The 19536-nt window shown below is 64.9% G+C and carries 18 protein-coding genes, 1 tRNA gene and 1 pseudogene; 4 read left to right on the top strand and 16 right to left on the bottom strand.

Annotation, left to right across the window (positions count from 1 at the left end; genetic code table 11):
• Nucleotides 1-347: 347 nt before the first annotated feature.
• Together AC3WLY_RS26770 and AC3WLY_RS26765 are read left to right on the top strand one after the other, a co-directional pair.
• A complete protein-coding gene (locus tag AC3WLY_RS26770) occupies nt 348-1715 on the top strand; it encodes an MFS transporter (protein ID WP_175964158.1) in 1368 nt (455 codons plus the stop codon).
• The gene (locus AC3WLY_RS26765; RefSeq protein ID WP_425131882.1) at nt 1702-2751 is read left to right on the top strand and encodes a lactonase family protein; all 1050 of its coding nucleotides are present in this window, start codon (nt 1702-1704) and stop codon (nt 2749-2751) included. The genes AC3WLY_RS26770 and AC3WLY_RS26765 overlap by 14 nt, the downstream gene beginning before the upstream one ends.
• A gap of 65 nt (nt 2752-2816) precedes the next feature.
• On the opposite strand, the gene AC3WLY_RS26760 is transcribed toward AC3WLY_RS26765, so the two are convergent.
• Nucleotides 2817-3854, bottom strand: coding sequence for an AraC family transcriptional regulator (locus AC3WLY_RS26760; RefSeq protein ID WP_425131881.1), 1038 nt, complete (start codon nt 3852-3854; stop codon nt 2817-2819).
• 226 nt (nt 3855-4080) lie between these two features.
• Here AC3WLY_RS26760 and AC3WLY_RS26755 point away from each other — a divergent pair, with 226 nt between their 5' ends.
• Nucleotides 4081-5190 (top strand): fatty acid desaturase, encoded by a 1110-nt coding sequence (locus tag AC3WLY_RS26755; protein ID WP_492310527.1) that lies wholly within the window; start codon nt 4081-4083, stop codon nt 5188-5190.
• A 24-nt stretch (nt 5191-5214) separates the two neighbouring features.
• Here AC3WLY_RS26755 and AC3WLY_RS26750 read toward each other — a convergent pair whose 3' ends face one another.
• The 12 genes and pseudogenes from AC3WLY_RS26750 to AC3WLY_RS26695 form a co-directional block, all read right to left on the bottom strand.
• The gene (locus tag AC3WLY_RS26750) at nt 5215-5835 is read right to left on the bottom strand and encodes an HAD family hydrolase (RefSeq protein WP_175964162.1); all 621 of its coding nucleotides are present in this window, start codon (nt 5833-5835) and stop codon (nt 5215-5217) included.
• Nucleotides 5836-5971: 136 nt separating this feature from the next.
• On the bottom strand, nt 5972-6838 hold the full coding sequence (locus tag AC3WLY_RS26745) for a hypothetical protein (protein WP_175964163.1): 867 nt from the start codon (nt 6836-6838) through the stop codon (nt 5972-5974).
• A 51-nt stretch (nt 6839-6889) separates the two neighbouring features.
• A complete protein-coding gene (locus AC3WLY_RS26740) occupies nt 6890-7546 on the bottom strand; it encodes a TerD family protein (protein WP_175964164.1) in 657 nt (218 codons plus the stop codon).
• 92 nt (nt 7547-7638) lie between these two features.
• Nucleotides 7639-8655: a DUF475 domain-containing protein gene (locus AC3WLY_RS26735; protein WP_072436946.1), complete on the bottom strand. Its 1017-nt coding sequence runs from the start codon at nt 8653-8655 to the stop codon at nt 7639-7641.
• Nucleotides 8656-8698: 43 nt separating this feature from the next.
• The gene (locus tag AC3WLY_RS26730) at nt 8699-9439 is read right to left on the bottom strand and encodes a VWA domain-containing protein (protein ID WP_034183503.1); all 741 of its coding nucleotides are present in this window, start codon (nt 9437-9439) and stop codon (nt 8699-8701) included.
• A 10-nt stretch (nt 9440-9449) separates the two neighbouring features.
• Nucleotides 9450-10535: a toxic anion resistance protein gene (locus tag AC3WLY_RS26725; RefSeq protein WP_492310528.1), complete on the bottom strand. Its 1086-nt coding sequence runs from the start codon at nt 10533-10535 to the stop codon at nt 9450-9452.
• Nucleotides 10536-10846: 311 nt separating this feature from the next.
• Nucleotides 10847-11128 (bottom strand): annotated as a pseudogene (locus tag AC3WLY_RS26720) (virulence factor); the annotation flags it as partial.
• A gap of 199 nt (nt 11129-11327) precedes the next feature.
• Nucleotides 11328-11591: a PAAR domain-containing protein gene (locus AC3WLY_RS26715; RefSeq protein ID WP_011352637.1), complete on the bottom strand. Its 264-nt coding sequence runs from the start codon at nt 11589-11591 to the stop codon at nt 11328-11330.
• Between the two features lie 9 nt (nt 11592-11600).
• Entirely contained in the window at nt 11601-13082 is a 1482-nt protein-coding gene (locus AC3WLY_RS26710) for a virulence factor (protein ID WP_492310529.1), read from the bottom strand.
• Nucleotides 13079-13408, bottom strand: coding sequence for a hypothetical protein (locus tag AC3WLY_RS26705; protein ID WP_492310530.1), 330 nt, complete (start codon nt 13406-13408; stop codon nt 13079-13081). Before AC3WLY_RS26705 ends, AC3WLY_RS26710 begins: the two co-directional genes overlap by 4 nt.
• 169 nt (nt 13409-13577) lie before the next feature.
• Entirely contained in the window at nt 13578-13769 is a 192-nt protein-coding gene (locus AC3WLY_RS26700) for a hypothetical protein (RefSeq protein ID WP_492310531.1), read from the bottom strand.
• Between the two features lie 45 nt (nt 13770-13814).
• On the bottom strand, nt 13815-14444 hold the full coding sequence (locus tag AC3WLY_RS26695) for a LysE family translocator (protein ID WP_492310532.1): 630 nt from the start codon (nt 14442-14444) through the stop codon (nt 13815-13817).
• Nucleotides 14445-14745: 301 nt separating this feature from the next.
• Between AC3WLY_RS26695 and AC3WLY_RS26690 the strand changes: the two genes are divergently transcribed.
• A tRNA-Ser gene (locus AC3WLY_RS26690) sits at nt 14746-14836 on the top strand.
• Nucleotides 14837-14933: 97 nt separating this feature from the next.
• On the opposite strand, the gene AC3WLY_RS26685 is transcribed toward AC3WLY_RS26690, so the two are convergent.
• The 3 genes from AC3WLY_RS26685 to acs all read right to left on the bottom strand — a co-directional run bounded on the left by AC3WLY_RS26685 (nt 14934) and on the right by acs (nt 19365).
• On the bottom strand, nt 14934-16949 hold the full coding sequence (locus AC3WLY_RS26685) for a sodium:solute symporter family protein (protein WP_492310533.1): 2016 nt from the start codon (nt 16947-16949) through the stop codon (nt 14934-14936).
• Nucleotides 16950-16952: 3 nt separating this feature from the next.
• Entirely contained in the window at nt 16953-17297 is a 345-nt protein-coding gene (locus AC3WLY_RS26680) for a DUF4212 domain-containing protein (protein ID WP_175964170.1), read from the bottom strand.
• An 85-nt stretch (nt 17298-17382) separates the two neighbouring features.
• Entirely contained in the window at nt 17383-19365 is a 1983-nt protein-coding gene (acs, locus tag AC3WLY_RS26675) for an acetate--CoA ligase (protein ID WP_310141501.1), read from the bottom strand.
• Nucleotides 19366-19536: the final 171 nt, after the last annotated feature.

Below are 19536 nucleotides of genomic sequence, written 5' to 3'. Positions count from 1 at the left end.
GCTCCGTCTTCAGCATGAAATCGCCGCCGCTCGCGCACATGCCATGCACACCGAGCGCGAGCCCGGTATTTTGCCGCAACCGCGCGCGCTCCTCGATACAGCGTAGCCGGATTCACCTGCAAATGGCTTGCAGCGCACACGCCCACGATAGTCATACGTCATCAGACATGATCGAATATCCAATCGATCTCATGACATTCCCCAATATCCGGAAAATTTCCGGGTAAACCCGTGACGTCTCCATTAACACTCAGGCGTACCATGTCATACGACGACATACTACATAAGCCACCACCCAGACGCCGACGCGGGCTGCCGCCCCGTCCGCCGCCCAACCGGAGACACCGTTGAACCCGCCCTCGCCCGCGCTACCCGGCCGCGACCCGCTCGCGTCCGCCGTCTCGAAAGTGAAGTGGCACGTGCTGCCGCTCGTGCTGATCATGTTCATCGCGAACTACATCGACCGCGTGAACGTCGGTTTCGTCGATCGCCACCTCGAAGCGTCGATCGGCATCGGCGCGGCCGCGTACGGGCTCGGCGCCGGGCTGTTCTTCGTCGGCTATGCGCTGTTCGAAGTGCCGTCGAACCTGCTGATGCAGCGCTACGGCGCACGCGTGTGGCTCGCGCGGATCATGGCGACGTGGGGCATCGTCGCGGCCGCGATGGCGTTCGTGTGGAACGACACGTCGTTCTACGTGCTGCGCTTCCTGCTCGGCGCGGCCGAGGCCGGCTTCTTCCCCGGCGTCGTGCTGTACCTGTCGCAATGGCTGCCGCCGCAGGAGCGCGGCAAGGCGATGGCGATCTTCCTCGGCGGCTCCGCGTTCGCGTCGGTGCTGTCCGGGCCCGTCACCGGCGCGCTGCTGTCGATCCGCGGCTTCGGCCTCGAAGGCTGGCAATGGATGTTCCTGATCGAAGGGCTGTTCTCGGTCGCGCTGTGCGGCGCGAGCTGGCTGCTGCTGAAATCGCACATCCGCGACGCGACGTGGCTCACCACCGACGAACGCGCGGCGCTCGAAACGGCGCTCGACGCGGAGCGCGCGACGCGCGACGTACGCTCGAACGTGCCCGTGCGCGCCACCGCGCTGCTGCGCGATCCGCAGATCATGCTGTTCTGCTTCCTGTACTTCTCGATCCAGCTGACGATCTACGCGGCCACGTTCTGGCTGCCGACGATCATTCGCAAGATGGGCGGCCTCAGCGATTTCCAGGTCGGCCTGTACAACACGATTCCGTGGATGATCGCGATCGGCGCGATGTACGGTTTCGCGGTGTTGTCCGCGAAATGGAAGCATCCGCAGCGCTGGCTCGCGTTCGCGCTCGTGCTCGCCGCGTGCGGGCTGTTCGCGTCGACGTCGCACGATCCCGTGTGGTCGTTCGCGTCGATCTGCTTCGCCGCGCTCGGTTTCAAGGCTGCGGCGTCGCTGTTCTGGCCGATCCCGCAGGGTTACCTCGACACGCGCGTGGCCGCGGCCGTGATCGCGCTGATCAACTCGGTCGGCAATCTCGGCGGATTCGTCGCGCCGACGGCATTCGGCTATCTGAAGCAACATACGGGTTCGATCACGGGCGGGCTGTATGCGCTCGCGATCGCGTCCCTCGTCGCCGCGGTCGCCGCGCTGTTCGCGCGCACGCACCGGCGCAGCGATCCGCCGCGCGGCCCGTCGGTCGACGAATCCTTCACGAACGCTACGATGCTCCGCCATGCCGAACACTGACCGCCTGACCGTCGTCGTCTCGAATGCCGCCGACGGCGACCTCGCCACGTTCTCCCTCGCGAGCGACGGCACGCTCGCGCCGCTCGCCCGCTATCCGGCCGCCGACGTCGCGATGCCGATCGTCGTGCAGGCCGACCGCGCGCGGCTCTACGTCGCGACGCGCGGTGAGCAGCCGACGCTCGTCGCGTTCCGCGTCGCCGCGGCCACGGGCGCGCTCGCGCGCATCGGCGCGACCGCGATCGATGCGAGCCACGCGTACCTGTCGCTCGACCGCAGCGGCCGCTGGCTGCTCGGTGCGTCGTACGGCGGGAATTCGCTGAGCCTCTACGACGCCGCGCGCGTGCGCGACGGCGACGGCGCGCCGCTGCAGGTGGCCGGCGGCATCGCGAACGCGCACGCGGTGATCGTGTCGCCGGACAATCGTTTCGCGTACGTCAGTTCGCTCGGCTCGGATCGCGTGTTCAGCTTCGCGCTCGTCGAGGACGCAGCCGGCCTGCGTTTGGCCGAACACGGCGAAACGCGCGTGCCGGCCGGCTTCGGCCCGCGTCACCTGCGATTCGCGCGCGACGGCCGCGCGCTCGTCGTCGTCAGTGAATTCCAGGGCACGCTCGCCACCTTCGCGCGCGATCCCGACAGCGGCCGGCTCGGCGATGCGCACGTGAGCGCGCGCCACCCGGCCATCGCCGAACTCGCGCAAGGCCATGCGCGACCGCCCGCGCCCGCCGAACCTTCGGTGTGGGCCGCCGACCTGCATCTGACGCCCGACGAGCGTTTCGTGTATGTCAGCGAACGCACGTCGAGCCAACTGCTCTGCTATCGCCGCACCGCCGACGGCACGTTCGAGCCCGCGCACGCGACGACCACCGAAACGCAGCCGCGTGGGTTCGCGATCGATCCGTCGGGGCGCTGGCTCGTCGCGTGCGGCGAGCAGTCGGAATACGTGTCGGTATATGCGATCGCGCCGGACGACGGCGCGCTGTCGCTGCACGCGCGTGCAGCAGGCGGGCGCGGTGCAAACTGGGTCGAGATCGTCTGACCAAGCAACGCCCGGGCACGATCCGGCAGGTCCACTGCGAACGCTGTTCCCCCCCGTGCCCTCGCTCAGCGCCGCTCGCTCGGCGCAACACCCGTCCAGCGCTTGAACGCACGCGTGAAATTGGCGCGGTCCGTATAACCGACGCGCGCCGCAATCTCGTCGACCGGCAACCGCGTGCCCTCCAGCAGCCGCAGTGCATCGCGCAGCCTGATCTCGTCGAGCAGCGCCGAATAGGTCGCGCCGTACTCGGCGAGCTTGCGCTTGAGCGTGCGCGCCGATACGTGCAGCTCGCGCGCGACGTCGTCGACCGACGGATAACCGCCATCGCCGCAGATCAGCAGGTTGCGCACGCGCTCGACGATGCTCTCCGCATAACCGAGCCGCGCGAGTTCGGCCTCGCACTGCTGGACGATCATCTGCGCTGTGTGTGCGTTCGCGGTACCGATCGGCTCGTCGAGCAGTGCGGCGTCGCAGCGGATGCGGTTCGCGCTTGCATCGAAATGACAACGCGGCAGCCGCGCGCGATAACGCTCGAACCATGGCGGCTCGGGCCATTCGAAGTGCAGTTCGGCACGCGACTGCAGCGTGCGCCCCGGCGCCGGATACAGCAGCGAATTGAACAGGATCGCGGTCTCGACCAGGAAGTTCTCCACTGCAAACTGGCGCAGCCGGCCGAGCGGAAACGCTTCGAGCACGTCGATGTCGACGATCCCGTCGAGTTGCGCGAGCCGCACCGAGAAGAACGGCACGCGCGTCGGCAGATAGCGGATGCCGAGCGCGATCGCCTCTCCAAGCGTCGCGCAGCTCATCAGCCCGAAACCGATCAGCCCCGCTTTCGTCAGGCTGCTGCGCAAGCCGATCTCGATCGCGATCGTCGGGTCGTCGGTCGCATCGAGCAGGTTGAACACGATCGCCGCCTGCTGCAGCGGCGTGATGCGCGCATCGGGCTGCGCGAGCCGTTCGCGCTCGACACCCGAGCCGGCGAGAATGCGATCGTTATCGATCCCGCGCTCCTCGGCCAGCATCAGCATGAACAGCGCATACGCGGACGACACCGTCGCCTTGTTCAACTGGCGCGCGGCATCCGGGACGGACAGGGCCATGCGGCGGACTCCGGAGCGATTTCGGCGGATTGTAGCGCCGCTGGCCCGCAATGACACCGCGGCGGCACTCTAGCCTCGCGGCGCGCAAACGGGCGCCCGCTCGCCGGCCATCGTGGCCCGAAATGACACCCCCATTGGCACCGGCGGCCCTCGCGTGCGGTGCGGCGCCCGCCTATGCTTGTCACATCGGCATAACGCCCCACTCTTTCCGCACGGATTCCGGTCGATGAGCCAACCCGCACGAACCGTCTTTCGCCACGACGCAGACAAGGTCGCGTACGTCCGCCGCGAGGTCAACGCCGCGAGCGATGCGATCCGCGCGCGCTTTCCGCTGCTCGACAACCAGAACCTCGTCGGCGCGACCGTGATGGCCGTGTCGGTCGCCGCGATGCTCGCGATCGCGTGGCTGTATGCATGCGGCACGATCGCGTGGTACGTCGCGCTGCCCCTCGCCGCGTTCGTCACGTCGCTGATCCACGAACTCGAGCACGACCTGATCCACTTGATGTACTTCAAAAAGACGCCGTGGGCCTATCACCTGATGATGGCGCTGTGCTGGCTCACGCGGCCGGGCACGATCAACCCGTGGACGCGGCGGCGCATGCACCTGCATCACCACAAGGTGTCGGGCGGCGAATCGGATCTCGAGGAATTCGGCATCACCAACGGCGAGCGCTGGGGCGTGAAGCGCCTGCTGATGATCGCGGACGGGATGCTCGCCGTCGTGCTGCGGCCGGCCGCGATGCGCCGCAAGGTGAAGCAGTACGTTGCCGCACAGCCGGTGCAGGATCCGGCCGAGCGCACGCAGTTGCGTGTCGAGCAGGTGTCGTCGTACATGCCGGTCGGTCACGTGTACTACGCGCTGTGGCACGCGTTCATCGTCTATCACATCGGCCTGTTCGCACTGCACACGTTCGGCTATGCGGTGACGGTGCCGGCCCTGGTCGAGCGTGTGATGGATATCGTCGATTTCCTGGCGGTCGTGTGGCTCGGGCCGAACTTCGTGCGCAGCTTCTGCATCAACTTCGTCAGCTCGAACATGCATTACTTCGGCGACATCGATTCGCGCAACGTGATCCAGCAGACGCAGGTACTCAACCCGTGGTGGATGCTGCCGTTCCAGTTGTTCTGCTTCAACTTCGGCAGCACGCACGCGATCCATCACTTCGTCGTGCGCGACCCGTTCTACATCCGGCAACTGACCGCGCGAACCGCGCATGCGGCGCTGCGCGAAGTGGGCGTGCGCTTCAACGACGTCGGCACGTTCGCGCGTGCAAATCGCTGGGGTGCTTATCGTCCTTCGCGCGGCACGCGTCACGTGCAGGTCGACGCGTAATACCGGCGTCGGCAGCGCGCCGTATCAATCGCCGATCGGAGGCATCGCTCCCTGCCCGCGGATCCACGACCAGTTCGCGAGTTCGGCCATTTCCTTGTCGCCGCGACTGTCGCCGTACGCGAACAGTTGCGTCGGCGGCCGGTTGCCCCACCACCCGCGCAGCCGCACGACCTTCTGCGGCCCCCAGCAATTCTCGCCGTCGAGCCGCCCGGCGAATGCGCCGCGCTCGAACGCAAGCCGCGTCGCGAGCACGGCGTCGAAACCGGCCGTCTTCGCCCACTTCTCCAGATACAGCGATGGCGACGCGCTGACCAGCACGACTTCATGCCCGCGCGCCCGATGCTCGCGAATCCGTTCGAGCATTTCCGGCCGCACGAAGCGCGGCAGGGTCGTACCGACGAAAGTGCTTGCCAGCGCATCGAGCGCGTCCTCGCGAACCGGCCCGAACGCAAACGACGCGAACTTCGCCTTCGCGTCGCCGCGCGACAGCAACCCGGCCTTCATCGCGACGATCCACGGCAGCGCGCGCAGCCCGGCCCACGCGAAGCGCGGCGTGCCGATTGCGTAGCGGACAAAGTGGCGGAAGCTGTCGGTGGTCGTGATGGTGCCGTCGAAATCGAATGCGGCGACGATGCGGTCAGTCATGGAGAATCGGCGGAAAAGCGATGAGATGCCCGGGAAGATAGCAGACTCGCGCCAGTGCGCGCGAAACGGCGTGACGAAGCGTGGCCCGGGCGGCGACCACGCGCGCCGAAGCGCACGTGGCCGTCGTGCCGTTCGCTCAGCGCTGCGGCCGCGCCGCCAGTGCCGCGGGCAGCACGACGTTCATCAGGTGATCGGCGCGCGACAGCAGGTCGGTCACGCGCTCGTCGAGCCCGCGCAGTTGCGCGGGCTGCATCCGGATCTGCTGGACGGCCTGCCCGACGATGTTGCGGCGGTCGAACAGCGTGCGCTCGACGCCCGCGTCGTCCGGCACGCGCACGACGTCCGCCACCGCGCTCAGCGCCGCGAGCACGATCACGAGGTTTTCTTCCGCATGGCGGACCTTCGCGGCAAGCTCCTCGGTGCGACGCGGGAAGAAGCCGAGCGATTGCTTGAGCGCGCCGAGCGCCGCGCGGTAGTCGACATGGCTCGACGCCGCGCCGAACCAGCGTTCGAACCTGCCGGCCTTGCGCGTCGCCTGCGCGAGCAGGCCGGCCATCATGTCGGCCGCGCCAAGTTCGTTGAATTCGCGCGTCGTCGCCGCGACGGCTTCGACGAGGTTGCCCGCCGTCTCCAGCGCGCTGTCGCCGATCGTCGCGACTGTCGCAAGCTTGAGCGGCACCAGTTGCCGGATGTGCCGCTCGATGCGCGGCGCGAAGTCGGGATAGAGATTCGGGAAGCTGGCCTGCGCGGCGCGGAAGCACGCTTCGAGCAGCGGATGGTTCGACTCGCCGAACAGCGCGCGGCCAATCGCATCGGCGCTCGCCGCGCGCACGGCCTTGTCGGACGCCGGCCCGAAGTCGAGCGCCTGCGGCGCCGGCCGGTCGGGCACACGCGCGGCCGGCACACCGGCCGTGGACGGCGCGTCGAACGCAAGACGCCCGGGCGTGCGCTCGGGCGTCGTATCGAACTCGAGCCGCTTCGGCTCGTCGGACGGATTCGTCATCGCTGCATCCTGCCCGGCGCGGCGGTCTCCCGCACGCCGGGCTGCCGCCAGTCAGACCGCGACACCGTACGCGCGCACGAAATCGCCGAGGCCACGGTTGTAACCGGCGCCGACCGCCTTGAACATGAAGTGGCCGTCGCGACGATAGAAGCTGCCGACCTGCACCGACGTCTCCATCGAGAAGTCTTCCTCGAGCGCATACTTCGCGATCACCGCACCCGACACCTCGTCGGCGATCTGGATGTAGCTGTTGCGAACCTGTCCGAAATTCTGGCGACGCGCTTCGGCCTGGTCGATCGTCACGACCACCGAGATTTCCTCGACGTCGGCAGCAAGCTTCGTCATGTCGATGAAGATCACTTCGTCGTCGCCGCCGCCGCTGCCCGTGCGGTTGTCGCCGCTATGCACGACGCCCATGCACTTCGACGCCGGCATCCCGCGCTTCGGGAAATCGTCGCCCGGCTGGATGAAGGTTTCCTCGCGGTCCATCGTGCGCACTTCGCTGTTGTAGAACACGAAGTGCTGATCCGAGATCAGCTTCGGATTGGTCTGCGCATCGTACTTGCACAGGAACACCGACACGTCGAGATCGAAATCCGTGCCCGTGTCCGTCGCGTTCGCGTCCCAACCGAGACCGATGCGGAATTTCTGCGTGCCGGGCGCTTCCTTCGACAGGTTGACGCGACCGCCTTTCGACAAATTGATCATCTGAACCTCTTCTGCTGGAACCGCCGTTGCGCCGGCGGCAATGCCGGGGCGCCGTGCGCGGCCCCTCGTTGATGGTGTCCGGGCCGCGTGTATTACTTGCCCGCCACCGCGGTCCGGTCTTCCTTGCGTTGCACGACGATCGACGACCACACGGCCGCGGCGATCATCGCCGCACCGATCAGGCCCGTGACAACCTCGGGCACCTCGAACTTCACACCGAGGAACATGATCGTTGCGAGCGCACCGATCGCCCAGAACGCACCGTGCTCGAGAAAGCGATACTGCGCGAGCGTGCCCTTCTTCAGCAGCACGAGCGTCATCTCCCGGATGTAGGCCGCGCCGACGCCGAGGCCGAGCGCGATCAGGAAGATGTTGTTCGACAGCGCGAACGCGCCGATCACGCCGTCGAAGCTGAACGACGAATCGAGCACTTCGAGATACATGAAGCCCGCGACGCCTTCGCGCACCACGCGCGTGCCGGTGTCCTCGCCGCCGATCAGGTCGCCGATGCCGTGCGCAATCACGAAGCTGATCACGCCGAACGCGCCCGCGAGCAGGAAGCTGACCTGCTCGGCCGCCGGCACATAGAACGACGCGACGATCACGATCGCGAGCGTCAGCGCCACTTCCAGCGCCGTGATGCGGCCGAGATGGCGCATCGGGCCTTCGAGGAAACCGATCCAGTGCTCGTCCTTCTCGGTGTCGAGCATGAACTTGAAGAACACCATCAGCAGGAACGCGCCGCCGAACGCCGACACCTGGTGATGCGCGGAGGTCAGAATCGCCGCGTACTTCTCCGGCGATTCGATCGCGAGCGTCAGCGCGTCCCACATTCCGATGTGGCCGATCACCGCGACGATCAGCAGCGGGAACACGAGCCGCATGCCGAACACGGCAACCGGCAGGCCGAACACCATGAAGCGGTTGCGCCACTTCTCCGACCAGTTCTTGAGCACCGATGCGTTGACGACCGCGTTGTCGAGCGACAGCGAAATTTCGAGCACGCACAGGACCGCGACGATCAGCATGTCCTTTACGCCGCCGAGGAGATAGGCCGCGACCAGCGCGAGCACGGTGAGCGACAGCGGGATCTTGAAGTCTTTCAACATGATGGGGTAATCGAGTTTTGAAAAAGGGGGATGCGGGCCGCGCTTACTTCGCGCGCACCCAGTCGCAGAATTCCTGCGTGATCAACTGTTCATAGATCTGTTCGTCGCTGAGATCGAGCGACTCGAGATGCAGGAAGCCGACGTTCGGCATTTCGTCCGCGACTTCCGCGAGGAAGCCGAATTCGTTCGGATCGCCGACGCCGACGAGCGACCAGTACAGCGGAAAGTGCTGAGACTCGGCCATCAACTGGCGCACGCGCTTGCGGTCGTTCTTCGGGTTCTGCCCGTCGGTGACGAACAGCACCCATGCGGGCAGGTGGCCGTTCACCGGTGCGGAGGCGGCCGGCGCGGGCGCTTCGTCCGCGCCGCCGAACAGCCGGCTCAGGAAGCCGCGCTTTTCTTCGCGCTTCGGCTCCGGCGCGCGGAAGAAGAAGTCGACGATGTCGTTCATCACCGGCGCGTACTGCGTGCCGCCCCACTTGTCGATCCGGGCTTCGAGCACGTGATCGGAGATGTACGAGCCGTAGTTGTCCGGCGTCGCGGTCGGCAGGCGGTCGTAGCCTTCGGTGAAGGTCCACGTATCGACTTCGCCGTTGTCGTCGAACTTCAGTGCGATGCCGAGGATCCGGTCGTGCGTCTCCTGGATCACGCCCGACTGGTAAAGCGGCTTCGCGGAGCCCGAGATGTCGAGCGCCGCGCCGACACGCACGACGGGCGGCTTCAGGATCTGGCGTTTTTCGAGGACGATCGCGACCTTCGCCGCGCGTTTCTCAAGCGTAATCATGCGGTGTTCCTTAGTTATGCTTCGGAGCGAATCGGGTGATCAGGTCCTGTTCGAGCTGGCGCAGGCGCGGCGCGTCCTGCTCACGCTGGCGCTTGCCGTCGGCGATGATCTGCGTGACGTCGTCGAATGCGCCGAACAGCTGCTGCTGCGCGTATTCGAACGTGTCGGTCGAGATCACCGGGCGCTGACCGAGCTTCGCGACTTCCTGCGCGTTCTGGCGATTCAGGTCGGCCTGCGCGCGGATCGCCTCGTCGGCTGCGTCATATGTCGCGTTCGCGAGCGCCGCCGCGCGCTTCGTGCCGAGCTGCTCGAGGTAGAGCGCGAACGCGTTGGTCCACGCGGGGATCAGCACGGTCTTGATCGTCATGAACTTCGACGTCAGCGTGCGTTTCTGGTCCTGCTCCATCCGGATCTGCGGCGCGAGCTGCTTCGACATCAGCATCGCGCGGTCGAGGTCGTCGAGCTTGCTTTCGAGCGCGTCGACCTTGCGCTTCACGTCGAGCAGGCGTTGCGCGGCGAACGCGTCGTCCGCCGGCTGCTGGCCGGCCGCGAGATGCGCGCGCAGCGTCGCGAGCGCCGATTCGCCGTGCGCCTTCGACTGCGCGAGCTCCTGGTGCAGCGCATAGTTGTCGTTGTACATCCGCTCGAGCTCGTCGATGCCGGCCTTCTGGCGCTGCGCATGGTTTTCGAGTTCGGCGACGAGCGTATCCATCCGCTTGCTCGCCGACTCGTACTGCGACAGCAGCTTCTCCTTGGTCGAGCGGAACAGCCGCGTGACCTGCGTGAGCAGCCCGCCCTTGTCGGCGCCGCGCGGGTCGAGTCCTTTCGCGGTCGAGATCAGTTCGTTGAGCTTGTCGCCGAACTGGTCGGCGTCGGACGCACGGACGCTCGCGAGTATCTGCTGGGAGAAGGCGGCGATCCGCGTACCCTGCGTCGCGCCGAGCTGGTCGATCTCGTCGACGGTGATCAGGCGCGCGTGCTCCGTCGGCTGCGCTGCCGGCACGACGGCGGCGGGCACTGCGACGGGTGACAAAGACGGGGTGGAAGGACGATCGCTGACCGCATCGGATTTCTTGTCATCGAATAGCGGCTTCATGTGGCTACCACGTTTCCTTTTCTGCTTTTTGCTACGTGTTGTCGTGCGCGCGACGCGCACATCCGCGATAACCGCCGTGCTCTCTCACGGGCGGCAGACGGACAATAAATGGCGACGGTGCGGTGCGTCAAGGGCATCATTTCTTTCATTTTAATTACGCACTGTAATGTAGATGATGGCAGCCTCGACGCGTGCTTCGGAGGTGCGGACATATGCCTTATGGAGCAAGAATCCAGATTTGACGGGTGACCGAGCAGACGCAAAATTGAAGGTAACGTGAAAGAATTTGCCGCGATCTATTCTTCCGACTGTTACAGATTGCTTAACGCCATCGGGCCCGCGTCATGACGACGGTCCCACCAAGGCAAGTACGCGTTGTTCCCGTCACGTAAGCGGAACCAGTTCTTGCTGGCGTCGATCGGCGTCCGTTTTGACGGTACGACCACCACTGCCGTCGGATGCTCCGCGTCGGTCGTGCCCGCCACGAGCGCGTTTCCGCCAAGGTGATTCGCGCGGCCGATCGCCAATGCCACGTCGGTCAATGCCACGCCGGCTCGCATGTCACCGAGCAATGCCGACGTATTGAAGGTCTCCGCAACATCGAACCTGCCAAGAGTGTCGCCATGACGATCAAGACACACCCAACGCGTCTGACAGGAATAAAGCGGCCCATCGCTGTTCCTGACCGAACCGGCCAATCATGAGGACCAGCCCGACACCAGCAATCCGTCGATCCGGAGCTGTGGTATCGCGCCATGTAGTGCGTTTCTTGAAGCGAATGGTTCCGACGACTCACTCCCGCCCGGACGACGCCAGACTCGAAATCAGCGTCGCGCCGCACGATGTCTTGTGACCGTCGAAAGCGGCGGGTTTTCCGTCGACGATGACCTGCGGATCGCCTTCGGCGATGAAGCACGCCTGATGCCCCGAAATCGGGCAGACGCACGTATCACCGAGCCGGGCGACCGGCCGCCCCATCACTTCACTGACCGCGCTGCCGGTCACGACCTGGCCGCCGTGGCTCGTCGCATCGCCGACTCGAATGATTCCGCGCATACGCGCTCCTTATTCCGAATAACCTTGCGACGCCGGACGCGCGTCGTGACGGCGCCCCCACCACGGCAAGTACGCGTTGTTTCCACCGCGTGCGCGGAACCAGTCCTTGCTTGCGTCGATCGGCGTCAGCTTCGAAGGCGCGACGACTACCACTGCCGTCGGATGCTCCGCGTCGGTCGTTCCGGCTACGAGCACATTTCCACCGAGGTGATTCGCGCGGCCGATTGCTAGCGCCACGTCGGTCAATGCCGCGCCGGCGCCCATGTCGCCGAGCAACGCCGACGTATTGAAAGTCTGCGTACGGAAATCGTATTCCGGCAGCACTTCCGTCAACGTCTGCGACAGTGAGGCAATCCGTGTCGATGCGGCATCGCTTCCCTTGCCCGCGTCATGCACGATGTAATTCACTGACGAGACCGGCACGCCTGCATTACTCGCCGCCGTATCGATCGTCGACTTCCATGCCTGTACCGCGCGGCTCGCGCCTTGTTTCGCCTCGAAGTCCTTGACGTTGCTTCGTGCAGCCTTGCCGATCCATGCCAGCGGCTCACGTTCGGTCTTCAGGTCGGGGCCGGCGAGGAACAGCACCACCATGTTCTCGTTGATCTGTTCGTCCTTCGGCGGGAAGCTGGGTGCATCCCAGTTCATCACCCACACGCTTTTGTCGGGGTGGACAGCCAGATAGTCCAGCGCTGCGTTCAGCGATGTAAAGCCGGCATTCCCCTGACCCGACGTCACGTGCACATCAGGCGGTGTATCCTGGCTCCACAGGTCTTTTGCAGACGAATTTCCAATCTCAAACGCGCTGACCATTTGGTCACGCAAATATGCCTTTGCCTCGATTGGATCAAGACGACCAGCAGGAATTGCCAATTCAACATGCACCCCAGCCAACTCGCGCCACCTACCTCTATCATTAGACTTTACGGTATAAAAATAATTAGAGTTGGTCACATATCGAGTGCGGAACAATACCAGCAGCTCATCGATATATTTCTCATAAAATCCACCAAATGACTCTTGCCCAGCACTACCGTCCGCGACGATCGATATCGCCTGAACGGTAGAGTATTTTTTGGGATTGGCCCGCACCATATCATCATTCTTGTTCGCGGAAACCAGACCCAATGCCCATAACAATTGCCATTCCGTCGGATAATCACGGCGCTGCAACGGATTGAGCCATTCAAGGCCAACAACTTGTGCCACGAAAGGTTTCGCCGAGTCGATTTTTGGCTCAGACGCATCTTTCGATCGCGGTGTCGCCGCAACCGCACTCGACGTCGCCAGCACGGTAGAAAACACGAAAACCAAAACAGCCAGCAATCCGGGAACCAGCACCATTCTCTTCATCAGATCTCCTGCACTTGAATTTCCGGCAGATACATTGCTCGGCAATGTCATCGTAGCAGCCAACGCGATCGCCGCCAAAAGCATAACGAGAATCGCCAACCCCAATCGCCGCTGCCGGGTGGCAACAATGACCTTCATAGCACACTCCCAACCCGCATGAAGAATCCGCCATCCCGTTCATCGTAGATTTTTTTTGGCATGCTTGCAATCGGATCGGCCTTAACCCATTTTTGCAGGAACATGTCCTTATATTCCCCCTTCTTTATGTATTCCGCAAAATATTCATTTTGACCATTCCTCACCAATCCACTCAGAAATCGCCAATCAGCCTCTTTTTTGAGGTTAGAAAAATCACTTTCCGTCAGATAGCAAAGACCAATTGCAACATCGTAAGCTAAAGCTTTTTCTTCATGGCCTCGACTTGTCATGATTGTTGAATGATTGGTTGGATTATTCTTATCCATCTCAGGATTTTTTTACTTCGTTATTCATCGGACAACCACGCCCGCTGGTCCGCCCTGGGAGTGTCGCCCGTCTCGTTTTCGGCGTGCATATCAAATTGCCAGAGCGATGACGAACTTTTGAAGGATTTTATAATCCCTTGAGACAAACTGTCTGACAGGGTTTTAAAATTCACAGTCTTTCAAAGCAGTCGCAGTCGGTGACGAGCAGATATGCGGCCGGCATCTCGAACTGGCGAAGCAGCACATAGCCGGAAATGGCGAGACCGCAGCGCACGCCATCCACGAGCACATGCGTGCGTGACGGCCACGATTCGTACGGATGGTCGTGCGTTTCGAGCGTAAAGCGATCAACCGGCTTCATTGCCGCGCCGACTTCAGCGCGCCGCTTTCCCGATGCATCGCCGCGTCAGTCCGCGGTCTTGCGATACAGCGCGACATACCCCGCGAGCATCAGCAGCAGCGACCCGCTGACCCGGTTCAGCCACTTCTCCCCGGCCGCTTTCCATACGCGCACCGAATGCACGCCGAGCAGCGCGTAACCGGTCATCCCGATGACGTCGATCGCGACGATCGTCGCCGCGAGGATCGCGTATTGCGGCGCGATCGCGTGCGACCGGTCGACGAACTGCGGCAGCAGCGCGGACATGAACAGGTAGTACTTCGGGTTGCTCATCGCGACGAAAAAGCTCTTCAGGAACGCGGTCCGGCGATCGGGCGTCGGGTGCTCGGGCTCCTGCGCCGCGGTGGAATGGCCGCTCGACATCAGCATCCGGATGCCGACATACGCGAGCCATGCCGCGCCGAGCAGCTTCAGCGTCACGAACGCCGTTTCCGACGCGTCGAGCAGCACGCCAAGGCCGAGCCCGACAAGCGCGACGAGCACGACGTCGGCGGTGACGGCGCCGAGCATGCCGATCATCGCGTGACGCAATCCGTATCGCGAGCCGTTGCTCATCGCAAGCAACACCGTCGGGCCGGGCGTCGCGACGCCGACGGACAGGATCAGGGCAAAAGCGAGCAAGGCGGAGAGCGACATGATGTGGCGTTCCTTCTGATGGGAGCCGTGCGAGCGGATTGCATCGTCCTGGTCGGCCACGCGGGGCGCAACCGGCAGGCCCGATTTGATGCGACGAATACGGACGGCCAATGATCGCACGTTCGCCCCTATACGGCAGTACGTGGACGCCGTAAACAAGTCGTACTGGTCGTCGACGATCGGCAGCTATCTGACGCAGGGCGATCCGCGGTCGGTGTGGCTGTCGATGACGACGGATTTCTGACGTGCGTGCAAGGGAGTGGCGGGCCGCCGCCAGAGTTTGCTATACTCTCGGTCTTCCGGAGAGATGGATGAGTGGTTTAAGTCGCACGCCTGGAAAGCGTGTATAGGTTAATCGCCTATCGGGGGTTCGAATCCCCCTCTCTCCGCCAGAATGCAAGAAGCCCCTTGATTTCCCGATAAATCAAGGGGCTTTTCGTTTTGGGCGTTTGGGGCGCCGACACCCTCCCCATCCACCCGCCTCCCGCGTCACGGATGCCTGATGTAATCCACCAACGCCCGCGTATACTCATCCGGCCGCCGATCGCACAAACTCACCGCAATCGCCACCGCAAACCCCGCCGGCACGCCGAACACGCCCGAACTGATCGGCTCGATCCCGAACCACGTGCGCCCCACGAACCCCGTCAACTGCGTGAAGTACGGATAGGTCGACACGATGTAGTACACGCACACCGCGAGCCCCGTCACCATCCCGGCGATCGCGCCGCGCGTCGTCGTGCGCTTCCAGAACACGCCGAGCACGAGCACCGGAAAGAAGCTCGATGCCGCCAGCGAGAACGCCGCGCCGACGAGAAACAGGATCTTCCCCGTATTGAGCGACGCGACATACGATGCGAACAGCGCGACGCCGAGCAGCAGCACCTTCGAGATCGTCACGCGCCGCTGGCTCGATGCGTCGGGTGCCACCATGCAGTAATAGACATCGTGCGATAGCGCGTTCGCGATCGTCAGCAGCAGCCCGTCCGCGGTCGACAGCGCCGCGGCAAGCGCGCCGGCCGCAATCAGCCCCGACACGACATACGGCAGCCCCGCGATCTCCGGCGCGGCCAGCACGACCATGTCCGGCTGCATCTGGATTTCCGACCAGTGCACGATGCCGTCGCGAATCACCTCGACGACGCTGATCAGGTCGGGTTCGAAGTGATGCCATTGCGTGACCCACGCCGGTAATTCGGCGAACGGCCGCCCGACGAGGTTCGCAAGGATCTCGTACTTGATCAGCACCGCGAGCACCGGCACGCTCAGGTAGAACAGCGCGATGAAGAACAGCGTCCAGCCGACCGAGCGGCGCGCCGACGCGACCGACGTGGTCGTGTTGTAGCGCGTCAGGATATGCGGCAGGCTCGCGGTGCCGAGCGACAGGCACATCAGCAGCGCGAGGAAATTCCGCTCGCGCGGCTTGCGTTCGTCGTCGCTCGCGGCGGGAAACGGCTCGTGCATCGGCACGGGCGGCTCGGCACGGGCCAGCAGATCGTCGCGCGCCTGCGTCCACGCGACGCGCGCCGCCGCCGGATCGCGCGGGAAGTCGGCCAGCTCGCGCTCGCGCTGGCTGATCTCGCGCAGCGGCCCGTTGTGGCGCCGCAAGTCGGCGAGCTGGTCGACGAGATGCCTGCGCGCGTCCGCATAGGACGCCGGCAACCGGTCGAGCCGCGTCTGGATGTCCGCGGCTTGCCGCCGATACGCGTCGCGCACCTGCTGCTCGTCGGCCGCATCGCGCACCTGCGCCTCGCGCGCCGCGACGCGCTCCATCAGCTTGCCGTAATTGAACTGCGGCACGGGGCCGAGCCCGCTCTTCATCGCGATCAGCGACACCGGAATCAGGATCGCGCTGATCAGGATGATGTACTGCGCGACCTGCGTCCACGTGACCGCGCGCATCCCGCCGAGAAACGAGCACACGAGAATGCCCGCGAGCCCGCAAAAGATCCCGATCGCGAAATCGACGCCGATGAAGCGCGTCGCGATCAACCCGATCCCCTGGATCTGCGCGACCAGGTACACGAACGAACACAGGATCGCCGCGCCGGCCGCCAGCGCGCGCACGGCCGTGCTCGAGAAGCGCGTGCCGAGAAAGTCGGGAATCGTGTAGCGCGCGAGCTTGCGCACATAAGGCGCGAGCAGGAAGGCGACGAGGCAGAACCCGCCCGTCCAGCCCATCACGTACGCCAGCGCGTCGTAGCCAGTCGAGTACAGCGATCCGGCCAGGCCGATGAACGACGCGGCCGACAGCCAGTCGGCCGCCGTCGCCATCCCGTTGAACGCGGACGGCACGCGCCGCCCGGCCACGTAGTACTCGACGAGATCGGACGTGCGCGACAGCAGCCCGATCACCGCATACACGGCGATCGGCACGAACAGGAACACGTAGCCGATCCAGACACCGGAGCCGGTCGCGCGCTCGATCCGCCACATCAGCAGCACGAACCCGAGAAAACCCAGCGTGTAGAGCGCGTATGCGCGTATCAGTCGATGCGTCAGCATGAATCAGCGCCCGCCGTGCGCATTGCCGGTGCGCGCCGCATGGTCGTCGTACGCGCGGCGCAGCGTACGGTCCGCGCGTTGCATCAGCCCGATGTAGACGACGATCAGCACGAGGTACACGAGAATCGCGCCCTGCGCGCCGACATAGAACGGTAGGCTGAAGCCGGCGAGCCGGACCCCGGCGAGCGCGGGCCCGAAGAACGGCACGATGAACGACACCGAGAAACCGATCGCCATCAGCACCGCGATCAACGCGACATTGAAGCGCCAGTAGCGCGCGTGGGCACGCGCGAGCGGTTCGGGAACGGGCGGCGGCGCGACAGGCGCCGGACGAGTCGGAACGGTCATGCCGTTGTTTAGCAAAAAGCCCCTGCGCGGACAATCGGGATTGCCGCGCAGGGGCTCATGCGCGCGTGGCGCACGACAGGTGAGATCAGCGCACTTCGGCGAGCTGATCGAGGATGGCCGGATTCTCGAGCGTGGACGTGTCCTGCGTGATCGCCTCGCCCTTCGCGAGCGAGCGTAGCAGGCGCCGCATGATCTTGCCCGAGCGCGTCTTCGGCAGGTTGTCGCCGAAGCGGATGTCCTTCGGCTTCGCGATCGGCCCGATCTGCTTGCCGACCCAGTCGCGCAGCGTCTTCGCGAGCGCCGCCGCTTCCTCGCCCTCCGGACGCGAACGCTTCAGCACCACGAACGCGACCACTGCCTCGCCCGTCGTGTCGTCCGGCCGGCCGACCACGGCCGCCTCGGCAACCAGCTCGTGCGACACCAGCGCCGACTCGATCTCCATCGTGCCGAGCCGGTGGCCCGACACGTTCAGCACGTCGTCGATGCGGCCCATGATCGTGAAGTACCCGGTGTCCTTGTCGCGCACGGTGCCGTCGCCGGCGAGATAGAGCGTGCCGCCGAGTTCTTCCGGGTAGTAACTCTTCTTGAAACGCTCCGGGTCGCCCCAGATCGTGCGGATCATCGCGGGCCACGGGCGCTTGACGACGAGGATGCCGCCCTGACCGTTCGGCACGTCCTGGCCCGTCTCGTCGACCACCGCGGCCATGATGCCCGGCAGCGGCAGCGTGCACGAACCGGGCACCGTCGGCGTCGCGCCCGGCAGCGGCGTGATCATGTGGCCGCCCGTCTCGGTCTGCCACCACGTATCGACGATCGGGCAGCGCTCCTGGCCGACGTGCTTGTGATACCACATCCACGCTTCCGGATTGATCGGCTCGCCGACCGTACCGATGATGCGCAGGCTCGACAGGTCATAGCTCTTCGGATGCACCTTGTCGTCGGCGTCGGCCGCCTTGATCAGCGAACGGATCGCGGTCGGCGCGGTGTAGAACACGCTGACCTTGTGGTCGCCGATCATCTTCCAGAAACGGCCGGCGTCCGGGTAGGTCGGCACGCCTTCGAACACGACCTGCGTGCCGCCGCACGCGAGCGGGCCGTACGTGATGTACGTATGACCGGTGACCCAGCCGATGTCGGCCGTGCACCAGAACACGTCGGTCGGCTTCCAGTCGAAGGTCCACTTCATCGTCTGCGCGGCCCACAGCAGGTAGCCGCCGGTGCTGTGCTGCACGCCCTTCGGCTTGCCGGTCGAGCCCGACGTATACAGGATGAACAGCGGATGCTCGGCGCCGACCCATTCCGGCTCGCAGCGGTCGGCTTCGCCGTCCACGATCTCATGCATCCACAGGTCGCGGCCCGCATGCCAGTCGATCTTGCCGCCGGTGCGGCGATAGACGATCACGCTCTTCACCGCTTCGCAGCCGCCCATCGCGATCGCCTCGTCGGCGATGCTCTTGAGCGGCAGCGTCTTGCCGCCGCGCGCCTGCTCGTCGGCCGTGACGAGCGCGACCGCGCCGACGTCGACGAGGCGCTCGTTCAGCGATTTCGCGGAGAAGCCGCCGAACACGACCGAGTGCGTCGCGCCGATGCGCGCGCAGGCCTGCATCGCGACGATGCCTTCGATCGACATCGGGATGTAGATGACGACACGATCGCCCTTGCCGATCCCGCGTTTCTTCAGCGCGTTCGCGAAGCGCGACACGCGTGCCAGCAGATCGGCATAAGTGACGCGCGTGACGGTGCCGTCGTCGGCTTCGAAGATCACCGCGACACGCTCGCCGTTGCCGGCTTCGACGTGGCGGTCGAGGCAGTTGTACGACGCGTTGAGCTCGCCGTCGTCGAACCACTTGTATAACGGCGCGTTGCTCTCGTCGAGCACCTTCGTGAACGGCTTGTGCCACGCGAGGCCCTCGCGCGCGAGACGCGCCCAGAAGCCTTCGTAATCGCGCTCGGCCTCGGCGACGAGCGCGCGATAGGCCGGCATGCCAGAAATGGCCGCCGCCTGCTCGAGCGCCGCGGGCGGCGCAAACTGGCGGGTTTCGTGAAGAACCGATTCAATCGCAGACATCGACAACCCCTTGGTGAACATGAATCCTCTGCATGGCGGCGCGATCGTGCGCGCCGCGCGTCTTGGCCGGCGCATGTGCGCCGCTGTCTCCCACCCACCCGCACGCGGCCGCGAAGGCTGCGCGCGATGCTGCACCGCACCACGTCACACGACGATGAACGTGCGGCGCGG

Source organism: Burkholderia sp. FW306-1C-G01B (assembly GCF_058781685.1).
This window is presented reverse-complemented; position numbering and strand designations above follow the sequence as displayed.

Bases quoted from the DNA above. Each gene is read 5' to 3' on its own strand.
- AC3WLY_RS26695 (WP_492310532.1), bottom strand. From the start codon at position 14,444: ATGTCGCTCTCCGCCTTGCTCGCTTTTGCCCTGATCCTGTCCGTCGGC.
- AC3WLY_RS26685 (WP_492310533.1), bottom strand. From the start codon at position 16,949: ATGCTGACGCATCGACTGATACGCGCATACGCGCTCTACACGCTGGGT.
- AC3WLY_RS26750 (WP_175964162.1), bottom strand. From the start codon at position 5,835: ATGACTGACCGCATCGTCGCCGCATTCGATTTCGACGGCACCATCACG.
- AC3WLY_RS26700 (WP_492310531.1), bottom strand. From the start codon at position 13,769: ATGAAGCCGGTTGATCGCTTTACGCTCGAAACGCACGACCATCCGTAC.
- AC3WLY_RS26765 (WP_425131882.1), top strand. From the start codon at position 1,702: ATGCCGAACACTGACCGCCTGACCGTCGTCGTCTCGAATGCCGCCGAC.
- acs (WP_310141501.1), bottom strand. From the start codon at position 19,365: ATGTCTGCGATTGAATCGGTTCTTCACGAAACCCGCCAGTTTGCGCCG.
- AC3WLY_RS26710 (WP_492310529.1), bottom strand. From the start codon at position 13,082: ATGAAGGTCATTGTTGCCACCCGGCAGCGGCGATTGGGGTTGGCGATT.
- AC3WLY_RS26740 (WP_175964164.1), bottom strand. From the start codon at position 7,546: ATGATCAATTTGTCGAAAGGCGGTCGCGTCAACCTGTCGAAGGAAGCG.
- AC3WLY_RS26715 (WP_011352637.1), bottom strand. From the start codon at position 11,591: ATGCGCGGAATCATTCGAGTCGGCGATGCGACGAGCCACGGCGGCCAG.
- AC3WLY_RS26725 (WP_492310528.1), bottom strand. From the start codon at position 10,535: ATGAAGCCGCTATTCGATGACAAGAAATCCGATGCGGTCAGCGATCGT.
- AC3WLY_RS26755 (WP_492310527.1), top strand. From the start codon at position 4,081: ATGAGCCAACCCGCACGAACCGTCTTTCGCCACGACGCAGACAAGGTC.
- AC3WLY_RS26745 (WP_175964163.1), bottom strand. From the start codon at position 6,838: ATGACGAATCCGTCCGACGAGCCGAAGCGGCTCGAGTTCGATACGACG.
- AC3WLY_RS26735 (WP_072436946.1), bottom strand. From the start codon at position 8,655: ATGTTGAAAGACTTCAAGATCCCGCTGTCGCTCACCGTGCTCGCGCTG.
- AC3WLY_RS26760 (WP_425131881.1), bottom strand. From the start codon at position 3,854: ATGGCCCTGTCCGTCCCGGATGCCGCGCGCCAGTTGAACAAGGCGACG.
- AC3WLY_RS26680 (WP_175964170.1), bottom strand. From the start codon at position 17,297: ATGACCGTTCCGACTCGTCCGGCGCCTGTCGCGCCGCCGCCCGTTCCC.
- AC3WLY_RS26705 (WP_492310530.1), bottom strand. From the start codon at position 13,408: ATGGATAAGAATAATCCAACCAATCATTCAACAATCATGACAAGTCGA.
- AC3WLY_RS26730 (WP_034183503.1), bottom strand. From the start codon at position 9,439: ATGATTACGCTTGAGAAACGCGCGGCGAAGGTCGCGATCGTCCTCGAA.